Annotated in this window: 22 protein-coding genes; 10 read left to right on the top strand and 12 right to left on the bottom strand. The window is 65.1% G+C overall.

Annotated elements, in window-relative coordinates:
• The 5 genes from ACXU4B_RS03355 to poxB all read left to right on the top strand — a co-directional run bounded on the left by ACXU4B_RS03355 (position 1) and on the right by poxB (position 8,132).
• A complete protein-coding gene (locus ACXU4B_RS03355; protein ID WP_131407767.1) occupies positions 1 to 417 on the top strand; it encodes a DoxX family protein in 417 nt (138 codons plus the stop codon).
• Positions 418 to 430: 13 nt separating this feature from the next.
• Entirely contained in the window at positions 431 to 1,342 is a 912-nt protein-coding gene (locus ACXU4B_RS03350; RefSeq protein ID WP_131407765.1) for a glyoxalase, read from the top strand.
• 115 nt (positions 1,343 to 1,457) lie between these two features.
• Positions 1,458 to 2,756, top strand: a complete 1,299-nt coding sequence (locus ACXU4B_RS03345; RefSeq protein ID WP_205746499.1) for an alginate export family protein — start codon at positions 1,458 to 1,460, stop codon at positions 2,754 to 2,756.
• A gap of 237 nt (positions 2,757 to 2,993) precedes the next feature.
• Positions 2,994 to 6,029 (top strand): sensor histidine kinase, encoded by a 3,036-nt coding sequence (locus ACXU4B_RS03340; protein WP_131407761.1) that lies wholly within the window; start codon positions 2,994 to 2,996, stop codon positions 6,027 to 6,029.
• A 381-nt stretch (positions 6,030 to 6,410) separates the two neighbouring features.
• Positions 6,411 to 8,132: a ubiquinone-dependent pyruvate dehydrogenase gene (gene poxB, locus ACXU4B_RS03335; protein ID WP_131407759.1), complete on the top strand. Its 1,722-nt coding sequence runs from the start codon at positions 6,411 to 6,413 to the stop codon at positions 8,130 to 8,132.
• Positions 8,133 to 8,312: 180 nt separating this feature from the next.
• On the opposite strand, the gene ACXU4B_RS03330 is transcribed toward poxB, so the two are convergent.
• The 6 genes from ACXU4B_RS03330 to ACXU4B_RS03305 form a co-directional block, all read right to left on the bottom strand.
• Complete coding sequence (locus ACXU4B_RS03330) at positions 8,313 to 10,025, bottom strand: thiamine pyrophosphate-dependent enzyme (protein ID WP_131407757.1); 1,713 nt, start codon at positions 10,023 to 10,025, stop codon at positions 8,313 to 8,315.
• Between the two features lie 113 nt (positions 10,026 to 10,138).
• A complete protein-coding gene (locus ACXU4B_RS03325; protein ID WP_165583129.1) occupies positions 10,139 to 11,536 on the bottom strand; it encodes a TolC family protein in 1,398 nt (465 codons plus the stop codon).
• Complete coding sequence (locus tag ACXU4B_RS03320; RefSeq protein ID WP_131407752.1) at positions 11,517 to 13,493, bottom strand: FUSC family protein; 1,977 nt, start codon at positions 13,491 to 13,493, stop codon at positions 11,517 to 11,519. The genes ACXU4B_RS03325 and ACXU4B_RS03320 overlap by 20 nt, the downstream gene beginning before the upstream one ends.
• Positions 13,477 to 14,511, bottom strand: coding sequence for an HlyD family efflux transporter periplasmic adaptor subunit (locus ACXU4B_RS03315; protein WP_131407750.1), 1,035 nt, complete (start codon positions 14,509 to 14,511; stop codon positions 13,477 to 13,479). The genes ACXU4B_RS03320 and ACXU4B_RS03315 overlap by 17 nt, the downstream gene beginning before the upstream one ends.
• A gap of 12 nt (positions 14,512 to 14,523) precedes the next feature.
• Positions 14,524 to 14,862: a YtcA family lipoprotein gene (locus ACXU4B_RS03310; RefSeq protein WP_131407748.1), complete on the bottom strand. Its 339-nt coding sequence runs from the start codon at positions 14,860 to 14,862 to the stop codon at positions 14,524 to 14,526.
• A gap of 242 nt (positions 14,863 to 15,104) precedes the next feature.
• On the bottom strand, positions 15,105 to 16,049 hold the full coding sequence (locus ACXU4B_RS03305) for a LysR family transcriptional regulator (protein WP_458910833.1): 945 nt from the start codon (positions 16,047 to 16,049) through the stop codon (positions 15,105 to 15,107).
• A gap of 577 nt (positions 16,050 to 16,626) precedes the next feature.
• On the opposite strand from ACXU4B_RS03305, the gene ACXU4B_RS03300 reads away from it, so the two are divergent.
• A complete protein-coding gene (locus tag ACXU4B_RS03300; protein ID WP_205746555.1) occupies positions 16,627 to 17,238 on the top strand; it encodes a response regulator in 612 nt (203 codons plus the stop codon).
• Between the two features lie 28 nt (positions 17,239 to 17,266).
• Here the strand turns inward: ACXU4B_RS03300 and ACXU4B_RS03295 are convergent, their stop codons facing one another.
• Entirely contained in the window at positions 17,267 to 18,193 is a 927-nt protein-coding gene (locus tag ACXU4B_RS03295; protein ID WP_458910832.1) for a helix-turn-helix domain-containing protein, read from the bottom strand.
• A gap of 322 nt (positions 18,194 to 18,515) precedes the next feature.
• Positions 18,516 to 18,965 carry a hypothetical protein gene (locus ACXU4B_RS03290; RefSeq protein ID WP_131407740.1) on the bottom strand — a complete coding sequence of 150 codons (450 nt, stop codon included), beginning with the start codon at positions 18,963 to 18,965 and terminating at the stop codon, positions 18,516 to 18,518.
• Positions 18,966 to 19,309: 344 nt separating this feature from the next.
• On the opposite strand from ACXU4B_RS03290, the gene ACXU4B_RS03285 reads away from it, so the two are divergent.
• The gene (locus ACXU4B_RS03285; protein ID WP_131407738.1) at positions 19,310 to 19,813 is read left to right on the top strand and encodes a type II 3-dehydroquinate dehydratase; all 504 of its coding nucleotides are present in this window, start codon (positions 19,310 to 19,312) and stop codon (positions 19,811 to 19,813) included.
• Between the two features lie 78 nt (positions 19,814 to 19,891).
• On the opposite strand, the gene ACXU4B_RS03280 is transcribed toward ACXU4B_RS03285, so the two are convergent.
• Both ACXU4B_RS03280 and ACXU4B_RS03275 read right to left on the bottom strand, forming a co-directional pair.
• Complete coding sequence (locus ACXU4B_RS03280) at positions 19,892 to 21,274, bottom strand: FAD-containing oxidoreductase (protein ID WP_205746498.1); 1,383 nt, start codon at positions 21,272 to 21,274, stop codon at positions 19,892 to 19,894.
• A gap of 90 nt (positions 21,275 to 21,364) precedes the next feature.
• Positions 21,365 to 22,159 carry an SDR family NAD(P)-dependent oxidoreductase gene (locus ACXU4B_RS03275; protein WP_131407736.1) on the bottom strand — a complete coding sequence of 265 codons (795 nt, stop codon included), beginning with the start codon at positions 22,157 to 22,159 and terminating at the stop codon, positions 21,365 to 21,367.
• 359 nt (positions 22,160 to 22,518) lie between these two features.
• Between ACXU4B_RS03275 and ACXU4B_RS03270 the strand changes: the two genes are divergently transcribed.
• Both ACXU4B_RS03270 and ACXU4B_RS03265 read left to right on the top strand, forming a co-directional pair.
• Complete coding sequence (locus ACXU4B_RS03270) at positions 22,519 to 23,361, top strand: hypothetical protein (RefSeq protein ID WP_131407734.1); 843 nt, start codon at positions 22,519 to 22,521, stop codon at positions 23,359 to 23,361.
• 77 nt (positions 23,362 to 23,438) lie between these two features.
• Positions 23,439 to 23,864, top strand: coding sequence for a cupin domain-containing protein (locus tag ACXU4B_RS03265; protein WP_165583126.1), 426 nt, complete (start codon positions 23,439 to 23,441; stop codon positions 23,862 to 23,864).
• A 69-nt stretch (positions 23,865 to 23,933) separates the two neighbouring features.
• Here the strand turns inward: ACXU4B_RS03265 and ACXU4B_RS03260 are convergent, their stop codons facing one another.
• Positions 23,934 to 24,191 (bottom strand): hypothetical protein, encoded by a 258-nt coding sequence (locus ACXU4B_RS03260; RefSeq protein ID WP_131407730.1) that lies wholly within the window; start codon positions 24,189 to 24,191, stop codon positions 23,934 to 23,936.
• A gap of 250 nt (positions 24,192 to 24,441) precedes the next feature.
• Between ACXU4B_RS03260 and ACXU4B_RS03255 the strand changes: the two genes are divergently transcribed.
• On the top strand, positions 24,442 to 25,125 hold the full coding sequence (locus ACXU4B_RS03255) for an aspartyl/asparaginyl beta-hydroxylase domain-containing protein (protein WP_131407728.1): 684 nt from the start codon (positions 24,442 to 24,444) through the stop codon (positions 25,123 to 25,125).
• 90 nt (positions 25,126 to 25,215) lie between these two features.
• On the opposite strand, the gene ACXU4B_RS03250 is transcribed toward ACXU4B_RS03255, so the two are convergent.
• Complete coding sequence (locus tag ACXU4B_RS03250) at positions 25,216 to 25,734, bottom strand: Dps family protein (protein WP_131407726.1); 519 nt, start codon at positions 25,732 to 25,734, stop codon at positions 25,216 to 25,218.
• Between the last annotated feature and the right edge of the window lies 1 nt (position 25,735).

Genomic DNA, 25,735 nt, shown 5'->3' with positions numbered 1-25,735 from the left:
ATGGGTACCTGGACTCCTGCGCTGCTGGTGCAGCGAGTGGCCCTGGTGCTGCTGTGCGCGGCCTATCTGCAGGGCGGCATCGACAAGCTCTGGGACTTCCACGGCGCGGTTGCCGAAACGACCCACTTCGGACTACCGATGCCGGTGCTGGTGACGGTGCTGACCATCGTGATCGAGCTCGGTGCCTCCGTGCTGATCATCAGCGGTTATCAACGCTGGATCGGGGCGCTGGTGCTGGCCGCATTCACGCTGATGGCGACATTCCTGGCCAACCGCTTCTGGGAGCTGCCACCGTCCGGACGCATCCCGGTCGCCAACGCTTTTTTCGAACACCTCGGCCTGGTCGGCGGCTTCCTGCTGGTTGCCTGGCACGACCTGCGCGAACGTCGCGCACAGCTTCCTTTCCACCCCTCCTGACACGGAGTACGACATGCGAGCCTTTTCCCTCCTGCTGACAGCGCTGCTGGGCACCAGCCTGGCGCTGTCAGCGACCGCCGCGCAACCGCAGGTAGCCGCCGCGCCGACGGCGTCGGACGTGGCGGTTGGTCCGCAGTACGACACCACCCATGTCTACGTCGCCCCGGCCGACGTCGACCGCTTCGTGCAAAGCTTCATCGCCACCTTCGGTGGACAGAGCACCAAGCAGGCCGTGGCCCAGGTCACCCCGACACCCAGCAGCACGACCACGCAATTGCTGCAGACACCCGTGGGCACCGTGTCCTTGTTCGGCTTCCGGACGCCCGTCCCGCGCCCCTTCGGCGCCGAGCGTACCGGCTACCTGGTCAAGGACATGGACGCAGCGATCCGCGCGGCCCGTGCTGCGGGCGCCGACGTCATCGTGTCGGTGTTTCCCGATCCGATCGGCCGCGACGCCGTCATCCAGTGGCCGGGCGGCGTGAACATGCAGCTGTACTGGCACACCGTGGCACCGAACTATGCCGCCTTCCAGACCGTGCCGGAGAATCGCGTCTACGTTTCGCCTGACCGTGCAGACGCGTTTGTACGCAGCTTTCTTGCCTTCTCGCGCGGCAAGGTCGTCTCCGACAATCCGCGTGCGCCGGGCATCGAGATCGGTCGCGCCGGCGAAACGTTTCGCCGCATCCGCATCGAGTCGACCTTTGGCAAAATGTCGGTACAGGTAACCGATGGACACCTGCCCTGGCCTTATGGCCACGAAATGACCGGCTACGAAGTTTCCCATCTGGCCGACACCCTCGCCAAAGCCAAGGCCAGTGGCGCCAATGTGCTGGTAGAGCCGTACAGCGCCGAAGGTCGACAGATCGCCATCGTCTCGTTCCCGGGCGGCTACGTCGCGGAGATCCATGCGGCGACCGAGCAGTAAAACCGGCCAGCCCACCCGCGGCACGCGTGCCGGCCCGGTAGCGTGCGGGCTGCTTGCCCTGCTCCAGGCGGTATCCGTTTGCGCGCAGGACGCGACCCCAGCCCGTCCCACCCCCATGTTCAGTCGCTGGCAGGAGGACTGGTCGGCGCTGGCCGACCCGTCCCTGCGCAACCGGCCCGGCGACAGCCTGAAATACATTCCGCTTGCGGCCGGCGACCCGTCGAGCTATCTCTCGCTCGGGCTCAATCTTCGCGAACGCGTGGAGTACAACGACGCCGTGGGGTTCGGCGTAGCCGGCAGCCGGTCGGACAGCTATCTCATCCAGCGTCTCCAGGTGCACGCCGATCTGCATCTGGGCACGCACTGGCAGCTGTTTACCCAGCTGGAGGATGCGCGTGACTACGGCAAGCGCGTCACCACGTCGGCCGACCGCAACCCGGTCGACCTGCGCCTTGCCTTTGTCGCCTACAACACCAACGTCGGCGACAACACCTTCAAGTTCCGACTGGGTCGCCAGGAGTTCGCCTTCGACCTGCAGCGTTTCGTATCCCTGCGTGACGGCCCCAATGTACGCCAGGCCTACGATGCGATCTGGGCTGGCTGGGAAACGCGCGACTGGCATGTCATCGGCTTCGTCAGCCAGCCCGTCCAGTACCGGTTCAACGATGATTTTGACGACTACTCCAACCGCCATCTCCGCTTCAACATGCTGCGCGCGGAACACCTGGTGTTCGGCACGCAGGAGCTGTCCACCTACTACGCGCTGTACGCGCGCGACAACGCGCGCTACTTCGACGCCAGCGGGCGGGAATTGCGCCACGTGTTCGACGCCCGCTATGCCGGCGCGGCACGCGGCTTCGACTGGGATCTGGAAACCATGATCCAGCGTGGCTCCGTCGGCGCCAGCGACATTCGCGCCTGGGCCGTGGGCACGCGTGCGGGCTATACGCTGGCCACGACATCCTGGCAGCCGCGCCTTGGCCTGCAGGTGGATGCGGCCTCCGGGGACCGCCATGCTGCCGACCACGTGCTGGGCACCTTCAATCCATTGTTCCCCAATGGCTACTACCTCACCCTCGCCGGCTATACCGGTTACGTCAACTTCATCCACCTGAAACCATCGATCACCGTGAAACCGATCAGGCCATTGACCCTGACGGCCGCGTTCGCCTTGCAGTGGCGTGAAACCACCGCGGACGCCGTTTATACACAACCCAACATTCCCGTCCCCGGCACGGTGGGCCGTCCCGGGCGGCGGACGGGAAGCTACGGGCAGCTTCGTGGCGACTACGCCTTCAACGCCAACCTCGCCGCAGCCGTGGAAATGGTGCATTTCGAAGTTGGCGATGCGCTGCGCCGGGCGGGGGCGCACGACTCCGACTACCTGGGCCTCGAGCTCAAGTATCAGTGGTAGTCGCCTCCTCGGGCCATGGTCCAGCCAGGCAGGGAGCCGGCCGAACAAGGCTGATGCCTACCAGCCGATTTCACGGACCCGATGATCGGAGTAAAACAGCAGGTCCAAGCCCGGGCGGCAACGACGGGGCGTGCCTTGACGATCTTCTGGCGAGCGACAAAGACGAAGGCTGCGTGTGTGGATACGCAGGCTGTGCCCGGGGGACACGGATAGCAATTGTTTTGAGGGTTGTGAGGCATGCATTTCTTCCCCCGCGCCATGGCACGCCTGCTCGTGTTGGTCGCCGGCATCGCACTGCTCGCGGCGGCCATGTCGTCGATCGCGTGGGCCATAGAACCGCCTCACGCGGTGGAGCCACTGGATCCACAGTCGCCTTACCGTTTCAGCCTGATGCAATTCCAGCACCGGTCCTATCTTTCGCGGGACGGGGCGCCGGCCAGCGCGCAAACCATGGTGCAGACACCTGACGGTTTTCTGTGGATAGGCACGCAGAACGGCCTGATTCGTTTCGATGGCGTGCATTTCGACAGCAGCCCCACGAGCCTGCTGCCCAAGACCAGCGTCTCGCTGCTCTTTTCCGAGCCTAATGGCGACCTGTGGATTGGCTACACCTTCGGTGGCGTCAGCCTGTTGCACCGGGGCAAGCTTTCAAGCGTCCCGGACGCAGCGCTTCCGGGTGGCAGCGTGCTCGGCATGGTGCGCGCACGGGACGGCGCGCTCTGGGTTGCCACGACCCGTGGCATCGCCCGCCAACGCGACGGGCGCTGGGAGAAAGTCGCCCGCCCCAACGACGGCAACCCGGAACATGAGCCGCAATGGCTGGGCCTTATCCATGGCCGCATTTATCTCTTCGAGGCGGCGGCCGCCTATGTCGTCGACGAGCCGTCGGGGCAATTCCAGGCCACCGATTATGCCAAGGCCAAGCACGATCAGATGGGCCTGCCTGCGTTGGTCCCGTGGCGCGAAGGCGACAACGTGTACTGGGCAAGCCTGCGCGACCCTTCCGGGGCGCTGTGGGTGACCCGGGAAGACCGCGAAGGCATCACGCGCGTTCGCTGGAAGACCAACGAAGACGCCATTGCCAGTGAAGAGCACTTCGGCAGGACGGAAGGCCTGAGCGGCGAGATCGGACGGCTCTATTTCATGGACCGCGAGTCCAATGTCTGGGTGTCGACGGAAAAAGGCCTCGATCGCTTCAGCATGGGCAAGTTCACCCCCGTCATCTTCCCCGGACGCATGACGGACCTGACCATCGCGCCCGATCATGCCGGCGGCCTGTGGGTCGGAAGCCTGCGGGAAAATGCGCTGTACTTCAGGAACGAGGAACCGCCGGTCCGCATCGCGGGGCTGGGGCCTGGCTCCGACTGCTCCATGGTGGATCGCCAGGGTGCCGTCTGGATGGCCGGACACGCCGACCTGGGGGTTTACGACGGCGCCCGCATTGCGCATGTGCCGCCCCCGCCAGGCACGTTGAAGAACGAGCACGGCCAGGTGGTGCTGCAAGCCTGCCAGAACGTGGCTGAAGATGCCTCGGGAAGCATCTGGTTGTCCGTGGCCAAGGTCGGCGTCTTTCGCCGCTCGGGTGACACCTGGCAGCTCAATGGCGGATTCAGGGATCTGCCATCCGGGCCGGCGATTCGCGCCATCGCCGACGACGGCGGACGCATCTGGCTTGGTTATCCGAGCGACCGCATCGCCATGATCGATCACGACCGGGTCACGCTGTTTGGGCCCGGCGAAGGCCTGGCCATCGGCAACGTGCTGAGCCTGTCCGTTCGCGGCAAACATGTCTGGGCAGCGGGCGACAAGGGCATCGCCTACCTCACTCCCGAGCGCCGGTTTGCTGCTTTCCAGGCCAAGGGCGGCATTCTGCTGCGCGGTGTCTCGGGGATCGTCGAAACGGCCAAGGGAGATCTATGGCTGAACAGCCCGGATGGTGTCTATCGGATCGCGGCCAGCGAAATCGAAGCCTTGCTGGGCGACCCCGGCTATCAGCCGTCCTTTGAGCTGTTTACCCAGGACGACGGCATCAACGGGCAACCCCAGGCCATCAGGCCCGGGCCATCCATGGTGGAAGCGGCCGATGGGCGCATCTGGGTGGCGACAAAACAGGATCTGTCGTGGATTGATCCGACCCACATCCGCTACAACAAGATCGCTCCGACCATCACCATCAGCGGCTTCATCGCCGACGGCAAGTCCTGGCCGCTGACATCGACGCCGCGGCTGCCGCCGTTGACCGGCAATTTCCGTATCGACTACACCGCACCGGCACTCTCCAAGCCTGAGCGCGCACGATTTCGATACCGCCTCCAGGGGGTGGACGAAGACTGGCAGGAAGCCGGTGCTCGCCGCGAAGCTTTTTACACCCGACTGCCGCCGGGCAACTATGACTTCCAGGTGCTGGCCATCAACGAAGATGGCGTCGCCAGCCCGGCGCCGGCCAGCTTCCGCTTCCGGGTGGAGACCGCGTTCTACCAGTCCGCGTGGTTCAAGTCCCTGCTGGCCGGCGTGGCCGCGCTGATGGCTGCCAGCCTGTATGCCCTGCGGGTGTCTTTCATTGCGCGCAGATACCGCCTGATCCTTCATGAAAGGCTGGCGGAGCGCGAGCGTATTGCCAGGGATCTGCACGACACCCTGCTGCAGGGCATGCAGGGCATACTCCTGCAGGTCGAGTTGTGGGCGCGAGGCCCCACGCTGTCCGACGCGCAGCGAAACGGCGCCCTCAAGATCGAGGAAAACATGCGCAGCATGCTGATCGACGGGCGCGACGCCATCAGCGCACTGCGCCAGTCGCATGACCACCGCGCCGATTTCATCGGCGAACTGCTCGCTGCCGGCAATGAAGCCGCAGCACAGTCCAGCACGAGATTTTCGCTGCGCCTGCTCAGCGATCCGCGCGCACTGCGCCATGACGCCTGCAATGAAGTGCTGGCGATAACCCGCGAGGCCGTGCTCAATGCCTTCAAGCATGCCAACGCCGAAGCGGTCTGGGTGACGGTGGACTACACCGCGCAGGCCCTCATCGTCTCCATCGGCGACAACGGCATTGGCACGTCCGAGAGGCGCATCGAGGAACGGCACCAGGCAGGCCACTGGGGCATCGCAGGCATGCGGGAACGCGCCGCCAAACTGGAAGGCCAGCTCACCGTGACCAGCGAGCCGGGCAAGGGAACGCTGGTCGACCTGCAGGTTCCCCGCCGCCGGGCCTACCCTGCCACGCGGTCTTTTTCGCTGGCACGCCTGTTCCGTCGAAGGTCGCCGCATACCTGATGCCCGGCCCGGGCGACGGCCACGGAGTCGCCCGCCCCGACAGGCCGATGAGGGCGCCCGGATGTGTCCCTGCAGGGCGCCATGACCGCACCCCGCCGCGTCATCTGCCCACCGGGAAAACCGGTGTCGTGGCACATGCCTGCTGCAGCCTCGTGCGACCGTGACTTCGCCGCATGGATTTCGTCCATGTGCGATCAGCCACGTACAAGCCGACGGCTGCGCATGGCAATAGTGTGAGCTTGGGCGAGCTGTCGCCCGCCTCAATCCGGCCGAGTCAGCCCCGACATCGGGGAACAGGCCGCCCAGGCAGGCCAGGCCATCGCCCTGCCCCGGACGCTTCGACCGCGCGGCAATCCGGCCCTCCTGCACGGGATACCCCACATGTCCATGACTTCAGCCGACTACATCGCCAAGGTTCTCGAGCTGGCTGGCATCAAGCACATTTATGGTGTCGTCGGCGATTCCCTCAACGGCCTGACCGATGCGCTTCGGCGCCTGCAGACGATTGACTGGATTCACATGCGCCACGAGGAAAGTGGCGCATTTGCAGCCGGCGCCGAAGCCCACCTGACCGGTCAGCTTGCGGTATGCGCAGGCAGTTGTGGCCCGGGCAACCTCCATCTCATCAACGGTCTCTACGACTGCCATCGCAACGGCGCACCGGTGCTGGCCATTGCGGCGCACATCCCCAGCAGCGAGATCGGCACGGACTACTTCCAGGCCACTCACCCCGAGACGCTGTTCAAGGAGTGCAGCCACTACGTGGAGCTGGTTTCCAATCCCGTCCACCTGCCCCGCGTACTTGGGCGCGCCATGCGCGCTGCCGTGGCACGCCGTGGCGTGGCGGTCGTGGTCATCCCGGGCGATATTGCGCTCGAGGATGCCGTCGAGGCACCGCCGCGCTGGGTGACCCCCACCCGGCCCATCGTCCATCCTCCGCTCAAGGATCTCAGGCAACTGGCCAACATCCTCAAGGAAGCAACACGCGTGACGATGCTATGTGGCGCCGGGTGTGCCGGCTCCCATGACCTGGTGCTGGAGCTTGCCAAGAAGCTCAAGGCCCCCATCGTCCACACGCTGCGGGGCAAGGAATTCATCGAGTACGACAATCCGTATGACGTGGGCATGACGGGGCTGGTCGGCTTCTCGTCGGGCTACGCCGCCATGAAGGATTGCGACCTGCTGCTCCTGCTCGGCACGGATTTCCCGTACCGCCAGTTCTACCCGGAACATGCCAAGGTCGTACAGATTGACCTGCGCCCGGAAGCCCTTGGCAATCGCTGTCCCATCGAATTCGGACTGATCGGCGATGTACACGAGACGCTGCAGAGCCTGTTGCCGTCCATTCCGGAAAAGATGGACACCAGCCATCTTGATGCGGCCCTCGCGCACTACAGGAAGGCGCGGGAAGGCCTGGACAAGCTGGCCGAGCCGAGGGAAGGCAGCGACATCATCCATCCGCAGCAGGTGACCCGCGTGGTCAGCGAACTGGCGGCGGACGACGCCATCTTTACCTGCGACGTGGGTACGCCCATCCTCTGGACCGCGCGCTATCTCAAAGTCAACGGCCAGCGCCGCATCGTCGGATCGTTCAACCACGGCTCCATGGCCAATGCGATGCTGCAGGCGATTGGGGCCCAGGTAGCCTACCCCGGTCGCCAGGTAGTCTCGATGTCCGGCGATGGCGGCTTCGCGATGATGATGGGCGAATTCCTGTCGCTCACCCAGCTCGGCCTTCCCGTCAAGATCGTGCTCCTGAACAATGGCACGCTGGGCTTCGTGGAAATGGAAATGAAGGCGAACGGATTTGTCGACACGGGATGCGATCTGATCAATCCCAATTTCGCGGCGATGGCCGATGCGATCGGCGTGAAGGGCATCCGGGTTGAACATCCTGGCGAGCTGCGCCCGGCATTGACGGAGGCCTTCGCCCACGACGGGCCGGTGCTGGTGGACGTCGTGAGCGCAAGACAGGAGTTGGCCATGCCTCCCCGGACCACGCTCGAGCAGGCGCACAAGTTCGGCCTGTTCATGCTCAAGGCGGTGCTCGATGGTCGCGGCAGCCAGCTGGTCGATCTGGCCAAAGTGAATCTGTTGCGCTGAGCGATCCTTGCAGGATTCGTCGGCTGGCCACTGTAGCCTGCTCTTGCGCGGGCAGCGGCGCCGCCGACGCAAGGCTTGTTTCCAGGTGCTGCCGCCATACGCCCAGCGGGGCGGCATCAGGCCAGTCGGGCGCAACCAGAAGTCGGGAGACCTGCAGCGCCCTTCGTCCCGCCACAGCGACTAGCGGAGATTCTCCACCACCATCTCCCACACATCGCCGCCACGCCCATGCAGGATGGCGCGGGTCGAATACAGGCCCATGCCGATGACCGGCTTCAGCTCGACAAACGGCGGCTTGACCAGCTCCATCGGATTGACGAGCACATGCAGCAATGCGGGGCCCGGCTGGGCCAGCCAGTCCTTCACCGAGGACTCGAGATCCGCTGCCTTCGCGACCGAACGCCCCCACAGGCCGATGGCCCTGGCGACGTCGCCAAAGTTCGGGTTCTTCAGGTGCGTGAACGTATCCAGCATGCCTTCGGCCTTTTGTTCGATCTCGACGAATCCCAGCTTGCCGTTGTCGAATACCACGATCTTGACCGGCAGGTTCTCCTGCACCGCCGTCAACAGTTCGCCGAACAGCATGGCAATGCCGCCATCGCCGGACATCGAGATCACCTGGCGCCCGGGATGGGACTTTTGCAGGCCAAGCGCTGCCGGGAGTGCAGTGGCCATCGTTCCATGCAACAGGCTGCCGCAGATGCGACGCTTGCCGGTGGCATGCAGGAAGCGCAGGGCCCATACCACGGGCGTGCCGTCGTCCGCGCTGAAAAGCGCGTCGTCGCTGGCAAGGCGATCAATCACCGACGCGAGATACGAGCCTGGAATGGAGTCCTTGGCGCCCGGCTTGGCGTGACTGCGCATGTCGGCCATGGCCACGGCATAGCGATTGACATAGTCGTCGCGGAAGCCGCTGTCTTCCCGCGCATCCAGCAGCGGTAGCAGGGCCGCCATGCTCGACTTGATATCGCCTACCACGCCCAGTTCGACCGGATGGCGGCGCCCCAGGTGCATCGGATCGATGTCGATCTGGACGATCCTGGCATGATCCGGATAGAACTGGCGCCAGGCGAAGTCGGCGCCCAGCAACAGCAGCGCGTCGCAATCGAGTACGGCATGGTAGCCCGCGTCATTGCCAAGGATGCCGGTCATGCCGATGTTGTACGGGTTGCCGTGCTCGAGGAAATCCTTGGCGCGCGACGTATGGGCGATGGGCGCCTTGAGCTTGTCGGCGACGGCCAGGATTTCCTGGAGCGCGCCTTCGCAGCCGGAGCCGCCATAGATGGCGACCTTGCTGCTGGCATTGAGGATCTCGGCGATCTGCGCCAGTTCATCGTCGTTGGGCCGCGTCACCGGACGGCTCACGTGAACGCCATAGGGAACGTCGTCGTGGACGTCCGAGTGCGAGATGTCCACGGGCACGACGAGCACGGCCACACCGCGTTTGGCGAGGGCGGCCTGGCAGGCAAGCACGGCTTTTTTCCTGGCCTGTTCGGGCGTCAGGATCATTTCGCAGTAGACCGAGCAGTCCTTGAAGACCGACATGAAATCGACCTCCTGGATGGAGCTGAAGCCCAGGTCGCTGCGCTGGATCTGGCTGGCAATGAGCACGACCGGCGCGCGATTGCGGTTGGCTTCGTACAGGCCGTTGATGAAGTGCAGGCTGCCGGGGCCGCAGCTGCCGCCACACGCCGCCAGCCTTCCCGTCACCAGCGCTTCGGCGCCGGCGGCAAAGGCACCGGCTTCTTCGTGACGCACCTGGACCCACTGGATGCCGCTCTTCTCGATATGCTCGGCCAGCAGGTTCATGGTGTCGCCGACAATGCCGTAGCAGTTCTTCACACCCGCTGCTACCAGCGTCTCGATGATCACTTCAGCTACTTTCTTGCTCATGGGAGGGGCCTCCGGGCATGGATGTCATTGAGTGGTTGAGCTTGAACCTGCTGATTCGCCGATGGCTGGCCTGCACCAGGCACTGACCCGGCATGGCGTTGCAGGGTTCACCGTCAAGGCGTCACGCGGATGTCGCCAGCCGCCAGGGCCAGTGCCATCCAGGCAATCTGGGCGTCGGCATTCGCGCTGGTCAGGGCGGACTCCGACTGCGCCATGACGGCTTCGTCGTTGGCCAGATCGGTATACGTGCCCACACCATGCTGATAGGCGTCGAGCGCCGCCTCGTAGGCGACCCGCGCGGCGTGTGAGAACGCCTGCGCCTCGGCGTAAGCCTCGAGGCTGGTGCGCAGGTCGTTATAGGCCTTGACCACTTCCTGTGCGACCTTGTCGCGCACCTGGTCCAGCTGGTCTTGCGCCGCCTGGACCCGGGAATGCGCCATGGACAGTTGCGCCGAGCGCGCACCGCCATCGAAGAGCGGCAGTTCCACATTCAGGAAGACGGCGCCGCCGGGCTTGTTGATCGAGTAGTACGGACTGCCGTCGGTGCTCAATGCGCCGATGTTCTGGTAATAGCGGCCGGAAAAACTGACCACGGGGCGATAGGCAGCGTGCGCGCTTTGCACTTCGCCCTCCGCCGCCTTCACCCTTGCTTCCGCGGCACGCACGTCGGGCCGACCGGCGAGCGCTTTTTGCACGTAATGGTCCACCGCCTCGTCGGGCAGCGAGGGCATGGCCTGGCCCTGGGTGCCGCCAATGCTCAGCTGCGTATCGGCTGACAGGCCAATCGCCGCAATCAGTGCGGCGTAGGCCGTGCGCACCGCGCCATTGGCCTTGACCTGGTTGAGCCTGGACAGCGCCGTCTGGCGTTCGGCCTGGGCCTCGGCCACGACCGTAGCCCGTCCGTGGCGGCGTTGCGCGTCCGTAGCGTCCTGGATGGTCTGCGCCGCCGTCACCGCCTCGTCGGCGGCGCGCAATTGATCGCGACTGGACTGATAGTCGTAGTAGGCGCGCGTGACGCTGAACACCAGTCGCTGCTGCACACCGTTGTAAGCAACCTCGGCGGCGGCATGGTTGGCACGCGCCGTTGCCTCCAGGCCCGCGCGGCGGCCGAAATCGAACAGCAGCCACTTCACTCCCACGGAGGGGATGAATTCGCGCGTATCGGCGGTGAAATAGCCGCGTGCCAGCAGCGTGGTCGGAATGGGCAGCGGCGTGCGCTGGAAACCGCCCAACGCCTCCAGCGAGACTTGCGGGGCGTAGCTGCTGCGCACGAGATCGACCGCCAGTTCCGCTTGCCGGGTCCGTTCCCACGCCTCGCGCGTTTCAGGGTTGAGGCACTGCGCCATGTCGAGCAGGCGGGGCAGATCGTAGCTCCCATGCGGCTGCGACGACGCGTCCAGGCATTGACGCTGCTGCGCGGGCGCCTCCTCGCCCCATGCTTCAAGGGCGACCAGGCAGAGCATGGCGGCCATCGCGATGCCGCGCGCTCGATCAACGATCAGGCGCGACATGGGCGATCTCCGTCTGCAGGCATTCCATCGCCTCCCGTTGACTCCGAGTACTGCCCATCCCGCCTTCGACCGACGCATGCTTCTCCGTCCATGCCGGCGGCGGGGATCCCTCCTTCGTGCGTGCTGCCGTCTCCGCCAGCCAGCGTGATGCCGTGGCGCGCTCTGTCGCCAACTCCGTCTCGTCGGCAGCGTCGTGACCCTGGCTGTGCACGACGAAGGCGGCCGCCGTGACCCGATCCAGCTGGCCATGCGTGAGCCGATGCATCGCGTCTTCCGAACGTTGCGAGGGAACCAGGCCCCACTCGAACAAGGCCAGCGAGGCAAGCCGGTGCGAGCGCACCAGTTCCTGGGACACCGCCAGTCGCAGCGGGCGATTCGCCCGGGTCGCTTCCGACACCAGCCTGGCGAGCAGGCCCAGTGTCCTGGACGCGGAAGACCGCACCACCTGCAACGCGCTCACCGGCCACAGCGTGCTGAAGATCATCGACATCAGGATGTTCCCCAGCACGATGCCCACGAGGCGGTCACGCAGCACGGTGAGGTCGGTGGCGGGCGCATAGTCCTGGAGCACGCCCAGGTAGAACGCGAAAATCATCTGCATGCCGGCATAAGCGAGCAGCTCGCTGCTGGTTGCCACCCAGGCGCAAAGCGCGGAAACCACGGCGATCAGCAGGCTCAGGTCGCCGATATCCGTCATGTGGGGCAACACGTAAACGATGCAGAAACCCGCGATCGCGCCGCCCGTGAGCGCGCCCGTCAGGCGAAGGCTCAGCTTGTGCACGATCTCCGCCATGCTGCCCAGCGCGACGAAGAAGCAGGTGGTGACCGCGGTGCGTATGCCCGGCCAGTCCAGCAACGTATAGATCAGGTAAGCCAGGGTCACGGCGAGCGTGGTCTTGAGCGCGAACTGCACGTGGCCACGATTGCTGAAGGCATCGGCGACAAACAGATGCCTGGCCTTGGGCGGCGGCGCCACGGCCCCGGGGCGTTCCGCCGCGCCCTGCAACAGCTCGCTGGCCGTGCGCGCCAGGGCCAGCACCACCGGCCGGGCTTCGCTGTCGAGCGCGGCGAGCGTGCGTTCGTCGACCACGCATTCGCGCAGCGTGGGCAGCGTGCCCTCCAGCAAGGCGTGGCGGCACGCGTCGATGGCATGCGCCACGGGAATGCGCGCGGCGGCTGGCGCGTCCTTCGGCAACAGGCAGAGCAACGAAAGGAGGGTGGCCAGCCCCTCGAACATCTCGACGTCCACCGCGGACCTCGCCTTCAGGCGCTTGTCCCACAGGCAGGCGTGTTCGTGCAGGGCCATGGTGTCGAGCGTCTCTTCACGCAGCTTCGCCGGGTCGGCCGCGCCATCACCTTCCAGCGCAGCAGCCGTTTGCCTGAGCAGGTCATCGATGCGCTTCCTCACCAGCAACAGCGGATCCTCGCCCCAGATGAAGTCGATCAGCACGGTGACGAAGGCCGGCAAGGCGACGACCACCCACAGCCACAACAGGAATCGCACCAGGTACTCGGTGTTGGGCAAGTCGTCGATCAGCGTCTGGGACAGCATCAGCACAAAGCCGGCGAGGAACGCGATCGGCCCCAAGGTGCTGGTCCGCGCGAAAAACATCGCAATGAACGTGCTTACTGCCAGCAGCGGAACGCGCAGTGCCGGCTCGTCCGCATCCAGCAGGTAGAACAGCAGGGACAACGCCACCGCCACGGTGGCCGCGACGGCGCCCGCAATGGCGGTCATCAGGGTCGCCACGGTCTCTTCGCGACTCGCCATGAACACGATGTAGGCCATGTAGGCCGGAATCGGAATCTGGAAAACCATGCCCAGCACGACGACCAGGGTGCTGCCGGCGACAATGCGCCAGATCGCGCGCATCCGACCCGTTCGTGGCGCCAGCTCGCGTCGCAGGAAGGCAAGCAGCGCAAGGTGTTGGGACGGGCTGCTAGTCGTGGTGGTCATGCTGCACCTTGACCGACGCGGTCGCGCCGATCCGCATGAGTTCCTCCGGTGGATCGTCCAGTCGCACCCAGACCGGAAAGCGCTGCGCAACCACGACCCAGTTGAGCGACCGCGTCACGGCTGGCAGTCCGGGGCCGGCCTTGTCCTCGGGTTGCACGCCGGCGCCCAGGCTCTCCACATGGCCATGCACCGGCTCGCCCTCGCGCCCCATCAGCCAGGCCGTGGCCTTGTCGCCAACGTGGATGTGCTCGAGATCGGTCTCGCGAAAATCGGCAACGGCGTACCACTCATGCCACTTGATGAGGGTGAACAGCGGACTGCCGGCCGCCGCGAACGCGCCCTCCGCCAGTTGCATGCCGACCACGCGACCATCGAAGGGAGCGCGTATCGTCGCCTCGCGCAGATCGCGGGCCGCCAGTGCCTCGGCGGCTTCGGCGCCGGCGAGCTGCTCGATGAGGCTCGCCGTGTCGCCGACCGCTTCATGCGCCTGCGCCGCCTGCAACATGCTGGCCGAAAGCGCGGTCGACGCCGTTCGCTCATTGGTGCGCGCCTCGTCGATCTGCTGCTGCGTGACATAACCCTTCCCCACCATCGGCTCCAGCCGTTCCCGCGTGGAGCGCGCCAGTGCGAGCTGTTCCCTGGCGCGCTCGATCTGGGTGGATGCCGCCTGGGCGCCCGAGGTCTGCGAATTCACCTGGCGCCCGGTGAGATCGATGTCCGCTTTCAGCGCAGCAACCTTGGCCCTTGCCTGCCGCAACCTCAGCTCGAAGGGCTCCGGGTCGATCTGCGCAAGCACGTCGCCTTTCCTGACCAGCTGGTTGTTGATGACGTGGATCACCGTGAGGCGGCCGCTCACCTCCGGCGCGATACCGGCCGTATAGGCAAACAAGTGCGCGTCATGGGTGCGCGGACGCCGGTCGACCACGAAAACCGTGGCAGCAAGCAAGACCAGCGCAGCCAACAGGGCCACCACGGTAAGGCTTCGACCAAGCCAGGCTGGATATTTCGCTGTCGTCATGGCGGCATCCACTCAGGCGAGCCAGATCAGCCAGGTGGCGAACGTGAAGGCAGCAAACAGCCCCAGGTACGCGATCAGCGGCACGGGAAGCGTCGCATCGATGCCCGAACGAACGAAAATGGCATGCACGATGATCGTCAGGATCAGCGCGAACAGGGCGCATACCATCCACGACGGAAAGTAGGAACCAAGAATGTTGCGGGATGGTGCGCCGCTGCAGGCCTGGAGCAGGCTACCGACCAGCAATACTGACGCGCCTCGTCCGGCGCTCGGGCGCTCTTTGGCCACTCGGCTGCACGGTGGCGCCGCGGCCGCGCTGCGTGGTGAATCGGTGTGTTGGTTGTCGGCCATGGCGTGTGCAAAGGTCACATGTTCCCGGTGCCTTCAGGCACCTACGGAGCCGGACGAGCGCGTTGCCCGACTGGCCTGCTTCATGCCTCGCGCCACGACACCAGGTGGAGCAGCGTGCGCGACGCACTCCGGCACTTCACCTGCAGTCTAGGAAGGAGTCGCGGCGGCACGCTTGGAGATTCCTGTCCGTGTTTGTCGATTAGTGCCGGACGGACCCTTCCTTGCCGCCTGAACGGTGGCGCTCAGGCGATTTCGCCCTGCGGGGAGCCATGATGCTCAGAGGGATCATGAGCGCCCGCGCTGCCGCCGATCCGACCCAACTCGTCCAGCAGCCAGTTCATGCATGGATCGCCTTCGCTGCGCACATGCCAGACCATGTCGATCGGCGACGACCTTGGCGGCAGTTCGCAATGGATCGGGCTGATGCAGCCTGCCCGAAGCGCGACCTCGGCGGCACTTCGTGGCATCGCAGCAACGAGGTCGGTGGCTGCCAGCAAGGCAGGCAGGAGCGTATAGGAGTCGACCAGCACCGGAGGAAACCTCGCCGCCGACAACTCCTGGCGACCCACGGGGCCGCCTTCGCAACCCCTGGCGATCGCCGCTCGAGGATAAGCGGCAAGTTGCAGTTCCGAAACCAGGCCTCCACCCAGGGGATGTCCCCGGCGCGCCACCAGGATCTCTTCTTCCACGCACAGCCGTGCGGAGCGGAGTACGCCGCCCCCGTCAGCGCACAAGTCGCGGCCAAGTACCACGTCCAACCTTCCGCTGTGCAGCGCCCTCAGTGGCGCGATGCCCGGCATATGGTGCACTTCAAAACAGGCCAGGGGACTGGCGCCGATGGCCTTCTGAACAACGGAGCCCAGAAGAAAGGCAATGTCGTCGCTGACGGCGAGGCGAAACGTCCGCTTCATCGCCCCCGTCGTGAAGTGCCTTGGCTTCAGGCCCCGTCGAATATGCTTCATGCCGGACAACAACTCCGGCGACAGCTCCATGGCCCTGGAGGTCGGGACCAGGCCCGACTCGCCTGCAATGAAGAGAGGATCGCCGAGCTCATGGCGCAGGCGCGTCAGCGCATCACAAACCGCCTCAGGCGTCATCCACAACGCGCGGCTGGCACCATGCACACTGCGGTGCTCAACCATGGCCTCGAATACCTTGAGCAGGTTCAGGTCGAAATTCCTAGTCATTGCCACCGCCCACGTCAGGCGCTCCAGTGTCACATCAGGGTTTCGACCAACACGTCCCGTTCGATGGACTGGTGGAAGCGCAGCGTTGATTCGGGGACAACGTCGGCTGGTCTTGTGACGATTCATTGCAGTGGACGCCTGCGTCGACGTGCGCATCGAAGCCATGGTCGTCAGCAGCTTCTGGGCAACGCTTCGCGCAGCCCGATGCACCGCCGGCGTTGCAACCCGCGTGATGCAGGCCCCCTTTCCCCGTAACGGAAGCCACATCCATGAAGCTGCCCAGGCACACGCTAAGCCAGGTTCGCCCGGCCGTATTGCAATTAATTGCACTGGAGCAACGGAATTGGCACGACCTGATACCCGATGTTCGTCGCAGGCGAGCCGATGGTCCGTGGACGGATCATGGATGCGCTCCATCAAGCGGCCTGATTTACACTTTAGAGCGTTGAAAGCCACATCTTCTCAGCGCATAGTGCGACCAATCAGCTCATACGCTGACCTCCCGTTGCCGCACTCGATCTGGCGAAGCTTGCATTGAAGGATCGGCTCGTTGAACGAAAAGATTGCGCGGTTTGGCATCCTGATCACCGATGACCATCCGGTCATGCGTGACGGGTTGCGAATGGTCATCGAGGAAGAGCCTGATCTTGAAGTGGTGGGTGAAGCCTCCGACGGCCAGGAAGCGATTCAACAGTTCCGTCGACTCCTCCCCGACCTGCTGCTGATTGACCTGCAGATGCCGGAGGTGGATGGCCTGCAGGCGATTACCACCATTCGGGGCGAATTCCCCGATGCGACGATCGTCGTGCTCACCACCTACCCCGGCGACGCGCGCGTTGTCCGAGCCTTTACCCTGGGCGCCACGTCCTACATCCTGAAAACCGCTCGTCGCGACGAGATCCTCAAGGCGATTCGCGGCGCCCTCGCCGGCCGGCACACGGTCGCGCCCGAAGTGGCCCAGGAAATCGCCAGCCACACGGGGAAAGAGCGGCTGACGGAACGCGAGATCGGCGTCCTGCACCTGGTCGCCAAGGGTCGCAGCAACAGGGACATCGCCGATGCCCTGTTCATTACCGAAGACACCGTCAAGGCAAGAATGAAAAGCATCATGGGCAAGCTGGGTGCCGACGACCGCACCCACGCGGTCATGATTGCCATCCGGCGAGGTTTCATGGACGCCCCAAAATAATGGCGGCAGGTTTTGCCGGTGCGCATGCTCAGGCCATGGCCCGCCCGTCGTTGGCCAGCGACTTGCGCCACACCCGCGGTGTCACCCCCATCTTCTGGGTGAACACGCGACTCAGGTGGCTCTGGTCGGAAAACCCCACGTTGCACGCGATGTCCGCCAGGGACGCATCCGGATCAGCCATGAGGTCCAGTGCCAGTTCCAGGCGCCGTGACAGCAGCCACTGATGCGGCGAAAGCCCGGTACCCTTCTTGAAACCTCGGATGAGCGCTCCCACTGAAATGCGGCACGCTTCCGCCAGTTCGCTGACCGACACGCCCTCGAATATCCGTTCACGCATCATTTGCATCGCCATCCGCTGCTGCCATGGCGCCAACGCGCCGCGGGTGACCGGCGCCGACTTCCTGCTGCCACCATATTCGGCCGCCATGTAGGCACACAAGCCCTGCAGCAAGTGCTCAACCAGCTTCTGGTGCGCGCCGCCTTGACTGCCGAAGATGGGCAGCAGCGTGTGACCTATGCTGGTGATGATCGCGTCCTGGAAGCATTTGCCCGGCGCCGTGGCCAGGTCGGCCGCGCCTCCTGCTCCGGGACACGCACTGGCTTCACGCAGTGCCTCGCGTGGCAGGTAGAAGTAGAGGGAATGCAGGGGGTCGCCGATGTAAGTCACCGGATCGCAGCGCAGGTCGATGACGTAGACCGATCCAGCCGCATAGGCACCGGAACAGACCGAACGTCCGTCATACCAGAGCTCATGCGTCGTCTGCCCAAGCAGATTCAGGCAAATCAGGTAGGCGTCCTCGACGCCCATCGGGCCGGTGATGCCATACCCCGCCCGGCCTATCTGCAATTCGGTCACCGCCAGGCGCACGCCTTGCTGCGTCTCTGCCTGCAGGACCGGCGGATGGTTCAGTCCGAAGGACCGGCCAAGCCGCTCGCCATAAGCACCGTGATGCATAAATTTCTCCGAGCCGCCACTCTTTGCAGAGCCTCCCTGGCCCAGCCTGTTTTCTCGCACCCGCAAGTTACGCGAGACGGCCCGGGCGCGATGCCTTCCTCCGTGTACATGGGTTGACCAAAAGGGATGAATTAAATGACTCGAAAGTGTCAGCGTCCCGGCGAGTGCGGCACCGGCCTGCCGTGAGTCGTGCCTGGATCAGGTCGGGCGGGACGACCGGGCACACGCCTGATCAGGATCGTCCTCGGCCGTGGGCGAACGTGGTCAACAGCAGCAGCGAACCAGGGCCCGGCGCTGCGCTGCTTTGCCGAGGTTGACGCCACTACGACCGCAGCATCGACCCGCCCCACAATTCATCGCGGCATACCATGCTGAACTCCCGCAACGGGTTCATGGCTTCGTTATCCATGATTTCGGTGACATCACGGAACGTCTTGTTGGGCGCGAGATAGGTTTCGATGATCACCCGCACGACCCTGTCGGCACTCTCGACGACCGCGGGCGAGGAAAGTACGCGCATCCTGCTGACCGAGGCGTAGAGACTGACCAGGTTCGACACTTCGGCATGATCGTGCTCGTAGGCGTCGGCATACCATTTCGACGCCTCCTCGATGAAGATTCGGTAGAGCTCTTCGCGCCTGCTCATATGCGCCGCGCGCTCCTGGGCATTGAACTGAACCCGCTGGTTGAGCCAGGACGCGGTGAGCGAGGTCAGGCCACCGATGGCCGATCCGGCGAGTGCGGCGAGGGCTGAAATGTATCCGGCTTCCATGATTCTTGCGCTCCGCTGCGTTGGGACATGATGTGGGCTTTGAGGACCACCACCGTGGAATGAGGCGCCTCCGGCCGGTGATTTGAGCACAGGAAGCGATCTCATGAGCAGCCGCCGCCGACTTGCAGACCTCCTTGCGGAGCAGTTCCAGGACGCCATCGTCACGGCCACCCGACTACCCGCTTGTTCGCACGCAGTGCATCCATGTGGAGCGTTGGAACGGCGTGGTACCCGTCGGTCTTGCGGAAAATTTACGCTCTTGCGTGATTCCGTCATAGCCCGTTTACGCCGGCCCGAAGCACCATGGCGCATCCGCTCGATGGAGCGATGAAAGGCACTATGCCGTGAGCATATTGATCGTTCATGGGCCGCACGCCGCCGGCCACTCCCCCACCCAGGATTTGCTGCGGCAACTTCAACAGCAAGCCCACGCGGCGGGCCGGATGCTGGAGCTGCGTACGTGCGGTGACTTGCGGGATTTCGTTGTCCAGGTGTGTGCAGCGAACTCCGACCGGACGGACATGGTTCTGCTCGACCCGGGCGATCTTTCTCCGCAGATCCGTGCACACCCGGAAGCGGGCCTGGCGGATGCGCTGGACCAACTGGATGCCCCGTATATCGAAGTCCACGAGGCGTTCGGTGCCGAGCTTGAACGTGGCGCCAGCATTCACCACGCGCCGGTCGCCACCGTCATCATCAACGGCAATATCGCCAGCAGCTACCGGATAGGCCTCAGCATCGCCCTGCGGCAACTGGCTGCAGACCACCGTCGCAATGATGGCACTCCGGTACAGCCGAACGGTCCGCAGGACTCCGAGGTCGTGCCGCGATCATCGGTCAGCGGGTAACGCAGCGCGCCCGCACCCATGCCGGGCACGGGCCGGGCAAGCCGACCACGGTAGCGGGCACCCCGCCGAAGCACGCGATCAGGTGGGCGCCCGCAGATCCTGCAGCGTGGTTGGCAACAACTCGGCGATGGTGGGGTGGATGTGCACGGCATGGGTCACCGTGCGATAGGGCGCCCTGGCATACATCACGTCGAGCAGGCAGTGAATGGCTTCGTCGCCGCTGGCGCCGAGGATGGCCGCGCCAAGCAATTGCCCCGTGCCGGCATCCACCACGACCTTCATGAAGCCCAGGGTTTCACCGCGTTCGATGGCTCGGCCCACGCGTGACATCGGTCGCACGCCGACGCGCACATCATGGCCTTGCCGCACCGCATCCTGCTCGGTCAGTCCCACGCGCGCCAGCGGCGGGTCAATGAACAGGGCATAGGCCGGGATGCGGTCCGAGATGCGTCGCGGTTCGTCGTCCAGCAGGTTGGCGGCGACGATCTCATAGTCGTTGTACGCAGTGTGGGTGAATGCACCCTTGCCGTTGCAGTCCCCCATGGCCCAGATGCCGTCCACAGCGGTGCGGCACTGGTCGTCCACGATGATGTAGCCATGCTCGTCCAGCGCCACGCCGGCCTTGTCCAGGCCCAGCGCATCCGTGTTGGGGCGACGGCCGACCGCCAGCAGAAGATGACTGCCACGCACTTCCATGCGTGGATCAGCGCAGCGGGCCACGACGCCTACCTCACCTGCCCGCCCCATCAGCTCGATGCATTCCGCGCCCAGGTGCAGCGCAATGCCTTCCTGCTGCAGGATGTCGACCACGGCGGCGGACACGTCGGGATCTTCGCGCGGCAACAGGCGCTCGCTGCGCTCGACGATGCTCACCCGAGCCCCGAAGCGGCGGAACATCTGCCCGAATTCCAGTCCGATATAACTGCCGCCGACGATGACCAGATGCTGCGGCAGTTCCTGCAGATCCATGATGCCCACATTGGTGAGATAGGGCACGGTATCGACGCCGGGGAAGTCCGGCGCCACCGCGCGGCCACCCACGTTGAGGAAGAAGGCGTCGGCCTCGATCAGCGCATCGTCCACGCGCATGCTTCGCGGCGATTCAAACCTTGCATGCCCGCGCAGCAGGGTGACGTTGGCCATGCCGGCCAGCCAGTTTTCCACGTTGCTGCGCGAGCGCTCGGAAATCTGGCGCGTGCGCTTCCAGACTCGCGGCATGTCCACCGACACGCCATCGCCGCTGCCGACGCCGTAGTCCGCCGCGCGTCGCCCCATGTGAGCCACATAGGCGCTCGCCACCATCGCCTTGGTGGGAATGCAGCCGGTGTTGACGCAGGTGCCGCCCACCAGCTTGCGCTCGATCACCGCCACCTTGCGGCCCGACTGGCCAAGGCGCATGGCCAGCGCCGGGCCCGCCTGCCCCGCTCCCACCACCACTGCATCGAAACGCTGGCTCATCATCGCTGCCCGCATCCGGTCAAGGAGAAGGCGAGCGTGGCACGGAGGCGCGCAAGGAACCGTCAAGACCAGGACGCTGGCCGGGCGACCGGCTCAGGCGATCGACTGCACGACTCCGCCATCCACGCGCATGGCCGCACCGGTCGTGGCCGACGCCTGCTCCGAGGCGAGATAGACGGCCAGGTTGGCCACCTCCTCGACGGTGGCGAGCCGCTTGATCAGCGACGTGGGACGATGGGTCTGGATGAAGTCCCGCTCCACCTGCGCCTGCGAGGTGTTCTGCTCGGCGGCGATCTTGCCGAAGAAGTCGGCCACGCCTTCCGATCGCGTCGGCCCGGGAAGAATCGCATTCACCGTGACGCCCGTGCCCGCCAGTGTCTCGGCCAGCCCGCGCGATACCGCCAGCTGCGCCGTCTTGGTCATGCCGTAATGGACCATCTCCGCGGGAATCTGCAGCCCGGATTCGCTCGATACGAACTGGATGCGGCCCCAGCCACGTCGTGCCATGCCGGGAGCGTAGTGGCGTGACAACCTGACGCCGCTGAGCACATTCACTTCAAAGAAGCGCAGCCAGTCCGCATCGGAAATCTCGAAGAAGGGCTTGGGCTCGAAGATGCCCAGGTTGTTGATCAGGATGTCTGCCTCGGGCACCTGCTCCATGAGCCGCTGCGCGCCGTCGCTGGTACCGAGGTCACCCGCGACGCCGCTCAGCCGGGCACCCGGCACGTCCTGCGACAGCGCCGCCAATGCCGCGTCGACGCGTGCAGCGGTGCGACCCGTGATGACCACCTGTGCACCGGCGGCGGCAAGCCCGCGCGCAATGGCCATGCCGATGCCTGCCGTGGAACCCGTGACAATGGCGCGCCGTTCGCTCAGATCAATACGCATGGTTCCTCTCCGGGGGAATGCAGGCTGACGTGGATGCGATGTCTGACGTGGCGACGGCTGGCGTCGGCCACAAGGGGCATGCCAGGTTTTGCCACGACCTTGTCCACCCGCGCGAGCAGCGCCGCAGCGACCGCCAACCGGCATGACGCACCGCTTCTTCCGATCGTGCTACCGGCCAAATGGACGAGGCCCAGGCATGACCACGGCGTGACAATTTCACGCGGCCGCCACTCGACCCAGCCATAGAATTTCACGCGTCATCCGGGCGGATGCCGTCACGCAAATCCAAATCGCTTTTGCGGACCCGCAGTGGAAGCGCCGGCTTCCGCTGGGCCGAGTCAACGTGAAAGGGGATATCCATGTACGCCAAGCGTATTGCCCTGTCCCTCTCGTTGTGGGCCCTGCTCGCCACCATGGCACCCGCCATGGCCGACGATCACCCCATGCTCGATTACGCCTCCGTCAGCGCTGGCATCTTCACCAACGACCTGTCGGCGAGCCTGCGCTTCGATGGCAGGGTCAGGAACTCGGGCACGCCGCTCGACTTCTCCCGCGACCTGGGACAGGGCGGTACGCAAAGCCTCCCCTTCATCGAAGGCACCTGGCGCCCATGGGAACGGCACGAGTTCGAGCTGACCTATTTCCACGACTCCAACGATGCCTCGCACACGATCAATCGCACGGTCGTGTTCAACAACCAGACCCTCAATGCAGGCGCCACGCTGAACTCCAAGTTCTCGCTGGACGCGGGTGGCGTGACCTATCGCTACTGGGCGTGGATCGGCGACCGGGCGGCCTTCGGCCTCACGGCCGGCCTTCAGGCCTATAGCTTTGAGCTGAAACTGAAGGCGACCGCCAGCGTGCAAGGCGCCAACGGCGGCGGCTCGGTCACCCGCTCGATCAACTCCAAGGCGTCCACCGACCTGCCCGACCCGTCGATAGGACTGGCCTACCGCTACCAGATGGCCGACTGGGCGCGCCTGGTGGCGGACGGCGGCGCCTTCAAGGCCAACATCGGCAACATCGATGCCACGCTCTACAACGCACGCGTCGGCGTGGAGTTCTACCCCTGGCAGCAGATCGGCGTGGTTACGCAGTACTCGTACAACAAGATCGACGCCGACGTGACCAAGAACCGCTTTTCAGGCAACGCGACGTTCCGCTTCAGCGGCCTGCAACTGCTGTTCAAGTGGCGTTTCTAGAGTTCGATAGATCGACTGTTGCGGCAGGCCAGCCGCCGAATCGCACGCTACGAAGCCGGCCGATGGAGGATAGCGTCATGTCGCATGTCGCCCGCGTTTCCCTGCTCGCTGCCATCGTGGCGGCGCTGCTCATCAGCGTCAGCGCCAGCGGACAGGACTCATCCGCGCCGCCCGCGGCACAGGCGAAACGGACGCTGCTGGACCACCACGACCAGAGCGGCGTGCCCGGCAAGGAAATCGTCATCGGCACCGCCGAACTGCCGGCCGGTGCCGTGATTGGCTGGCACGTGCACAACGGCGATGAATCGGGTTACGTGCTCAAGGGCAACCTGGTGCTGAAGACGCGTGGCCAGCCTGACCAGGCACTCAAGGCCGGCGATCATTTCTTCAACGCGCGCGGCGCCGTGCACAGCCTGGCGGCAGCGCCCGGTAGCGATGGCGGCGAGGCAGTGTCGACCTGGATCGTCGACAAGGGCAAGCCGCTTGCCGAGCCCGTGAAGTAGCCCGCGCCCAACGCCCACACACCAAATCACCCTGTCGCGGTGACCGACGGCTGGCCCGCCGGTCGTCGCCTAATGTCCGAGTACGCGCTGAAGCTGCTCCAGCGCGGCGCGCAACTCGGCAACTTGCGTCCGGGCCAGGTCACGCTCGCGCACCGCCTGCTCATAGGCCACCGCGGGCACCGTGCCCAGGCCCTGCAATTTGCGGCGCGCGCGGTAACGCCGCGCACGCTCGGCCGCGCTCAACGCATCCGCCTTGCGTGGACGCCCCCGGCCGCGCTTGAAGCCCAGCGGCAACGCCATCGTTCCTGGATCGAGTGGATCAACCATGGCTCTCCTCCCGTGAATGGCCCATATTTTATGTGACGTCACATTAAACAGTCAAGCGATTCCCTTTGATTTACATGGCGTAACAAAATCTTCTTCAGACACTCCCACGGCGCTGTCTACCGGCAGCCCCGCCGGCTCGTTCGACAGCAAGGCGTTCACCTGACCCGGAGACTTCCCCGGCTAGGGTGGCCGCGAGAGCACCACTCCGGGTGGCACGACCGTCTGCCACCGCTCCACGAGGAACGACTGCATGGGTTCGCTGTACGAGTTGTCATCGCGGGCAATCCGGCGCATCTATGACGCGCGCATCACCACGCCATCGGTGCTGGACATCGACGCGTACTTTCCCGCCGCACGCCACTATGTCGCGGCATGGACCGCGCTTCGCCAGGAAGCGCTGGCCGTCCTCCAGGGCGCGTCGCCCATTCCCCGCTTCCATGATGTGATGCCATCGCAGGCAGACATCTCGGCCAACGACGGCAGGGACTGGCGGATGTACCTGCTCAAGGTCTACGGCCAGGAGGTCAAGGCCAATATGGATGCCTGCCCGGTGCTGGCCCGGCTGCTGGCGTCATCGCCGGAAGTGCTCTCGGCGACGCTCTCGTTCCTGGCACCGCACAAGCACATCCCGCGTCACTGCGGTCCGTTCCGGGGCATCCTGCGCTTCCAGCTCAATCTCGAAGCGCCGCCGGGCGCCGATGGAAGACCCGGCGCCACGCTCTGGCTGGACCAGCGCGAATACCGGCTGGGGAATGGCGAGTACCTGCTGTGGGACGATACCTACCCCCACGAAGTATGGAATCGCAGCGACCGCACCCGCATCGCCCTGCTGCTGGACGTGCATCGCCCGAACATGCCGCTGGACCTCAGGATCCTGTCGCGCGCGGTGACCACCAGCGTGGGCATGGTCGCGCGCTGGCGTGGCCTGGGCTGAGCGGCCCGCGCGGACCATCCCCTGGCCCAGCCCGCCGGCTCGACGCGAGCGGATGCAGCAGCGCGCGGTGCGATGCGCACCCGCGCCAGGTCACTGGCGACGACCCGTCTCGAACAGGAACCACACGCGCCGCTCGGCCTCGTCGATCCAGTTTTCCAGCAGGCTGGCCGTGGCCACGTCGCCGTAGCTGTCGCACAACTCATGCGTGGCACGCATGTAGGCGGCCAGCTGGATATTGTCCTCGCGCAGTTCGGCCAGCATGTCGTCGGGCGTCACGAAGTCGGCATCGTTGTCCAGCAGCCGCTGCAGGCGCGAGGCATGGCCCACCGAACGGAGCGTGGTGCCGCCGAGTTTGCGCACCCGCTCCGCGATCGGGTCCATGGTGGCGTAGATCTCGTCGCTCTGCTCGTCCAGCAGCAGGTGATAGTCGCGAAAGTAGGGGCCGGACATATGCCAATGGAAATTCTTGGTCTTCATGTAGAGCGCCAGCACGTCCGCCAGCAGGGTGTTGAGTTCGGCAGAGAGGTCGCGCATCGCCTCCTGGCCAAGGGCCGACGGTGTGTTGAGGGCGGCCTTGCGCCGCGCCCTGGCCTTGCTCGAGTCAGTCATG

The organism is Dyella soli (assembly GCF_054482295.1).
The sequence above is the reverse complement of the archived record's forward strand: the minus strand, read 5'-3'. Positions and strand labels throughout refer to the sequence as shown.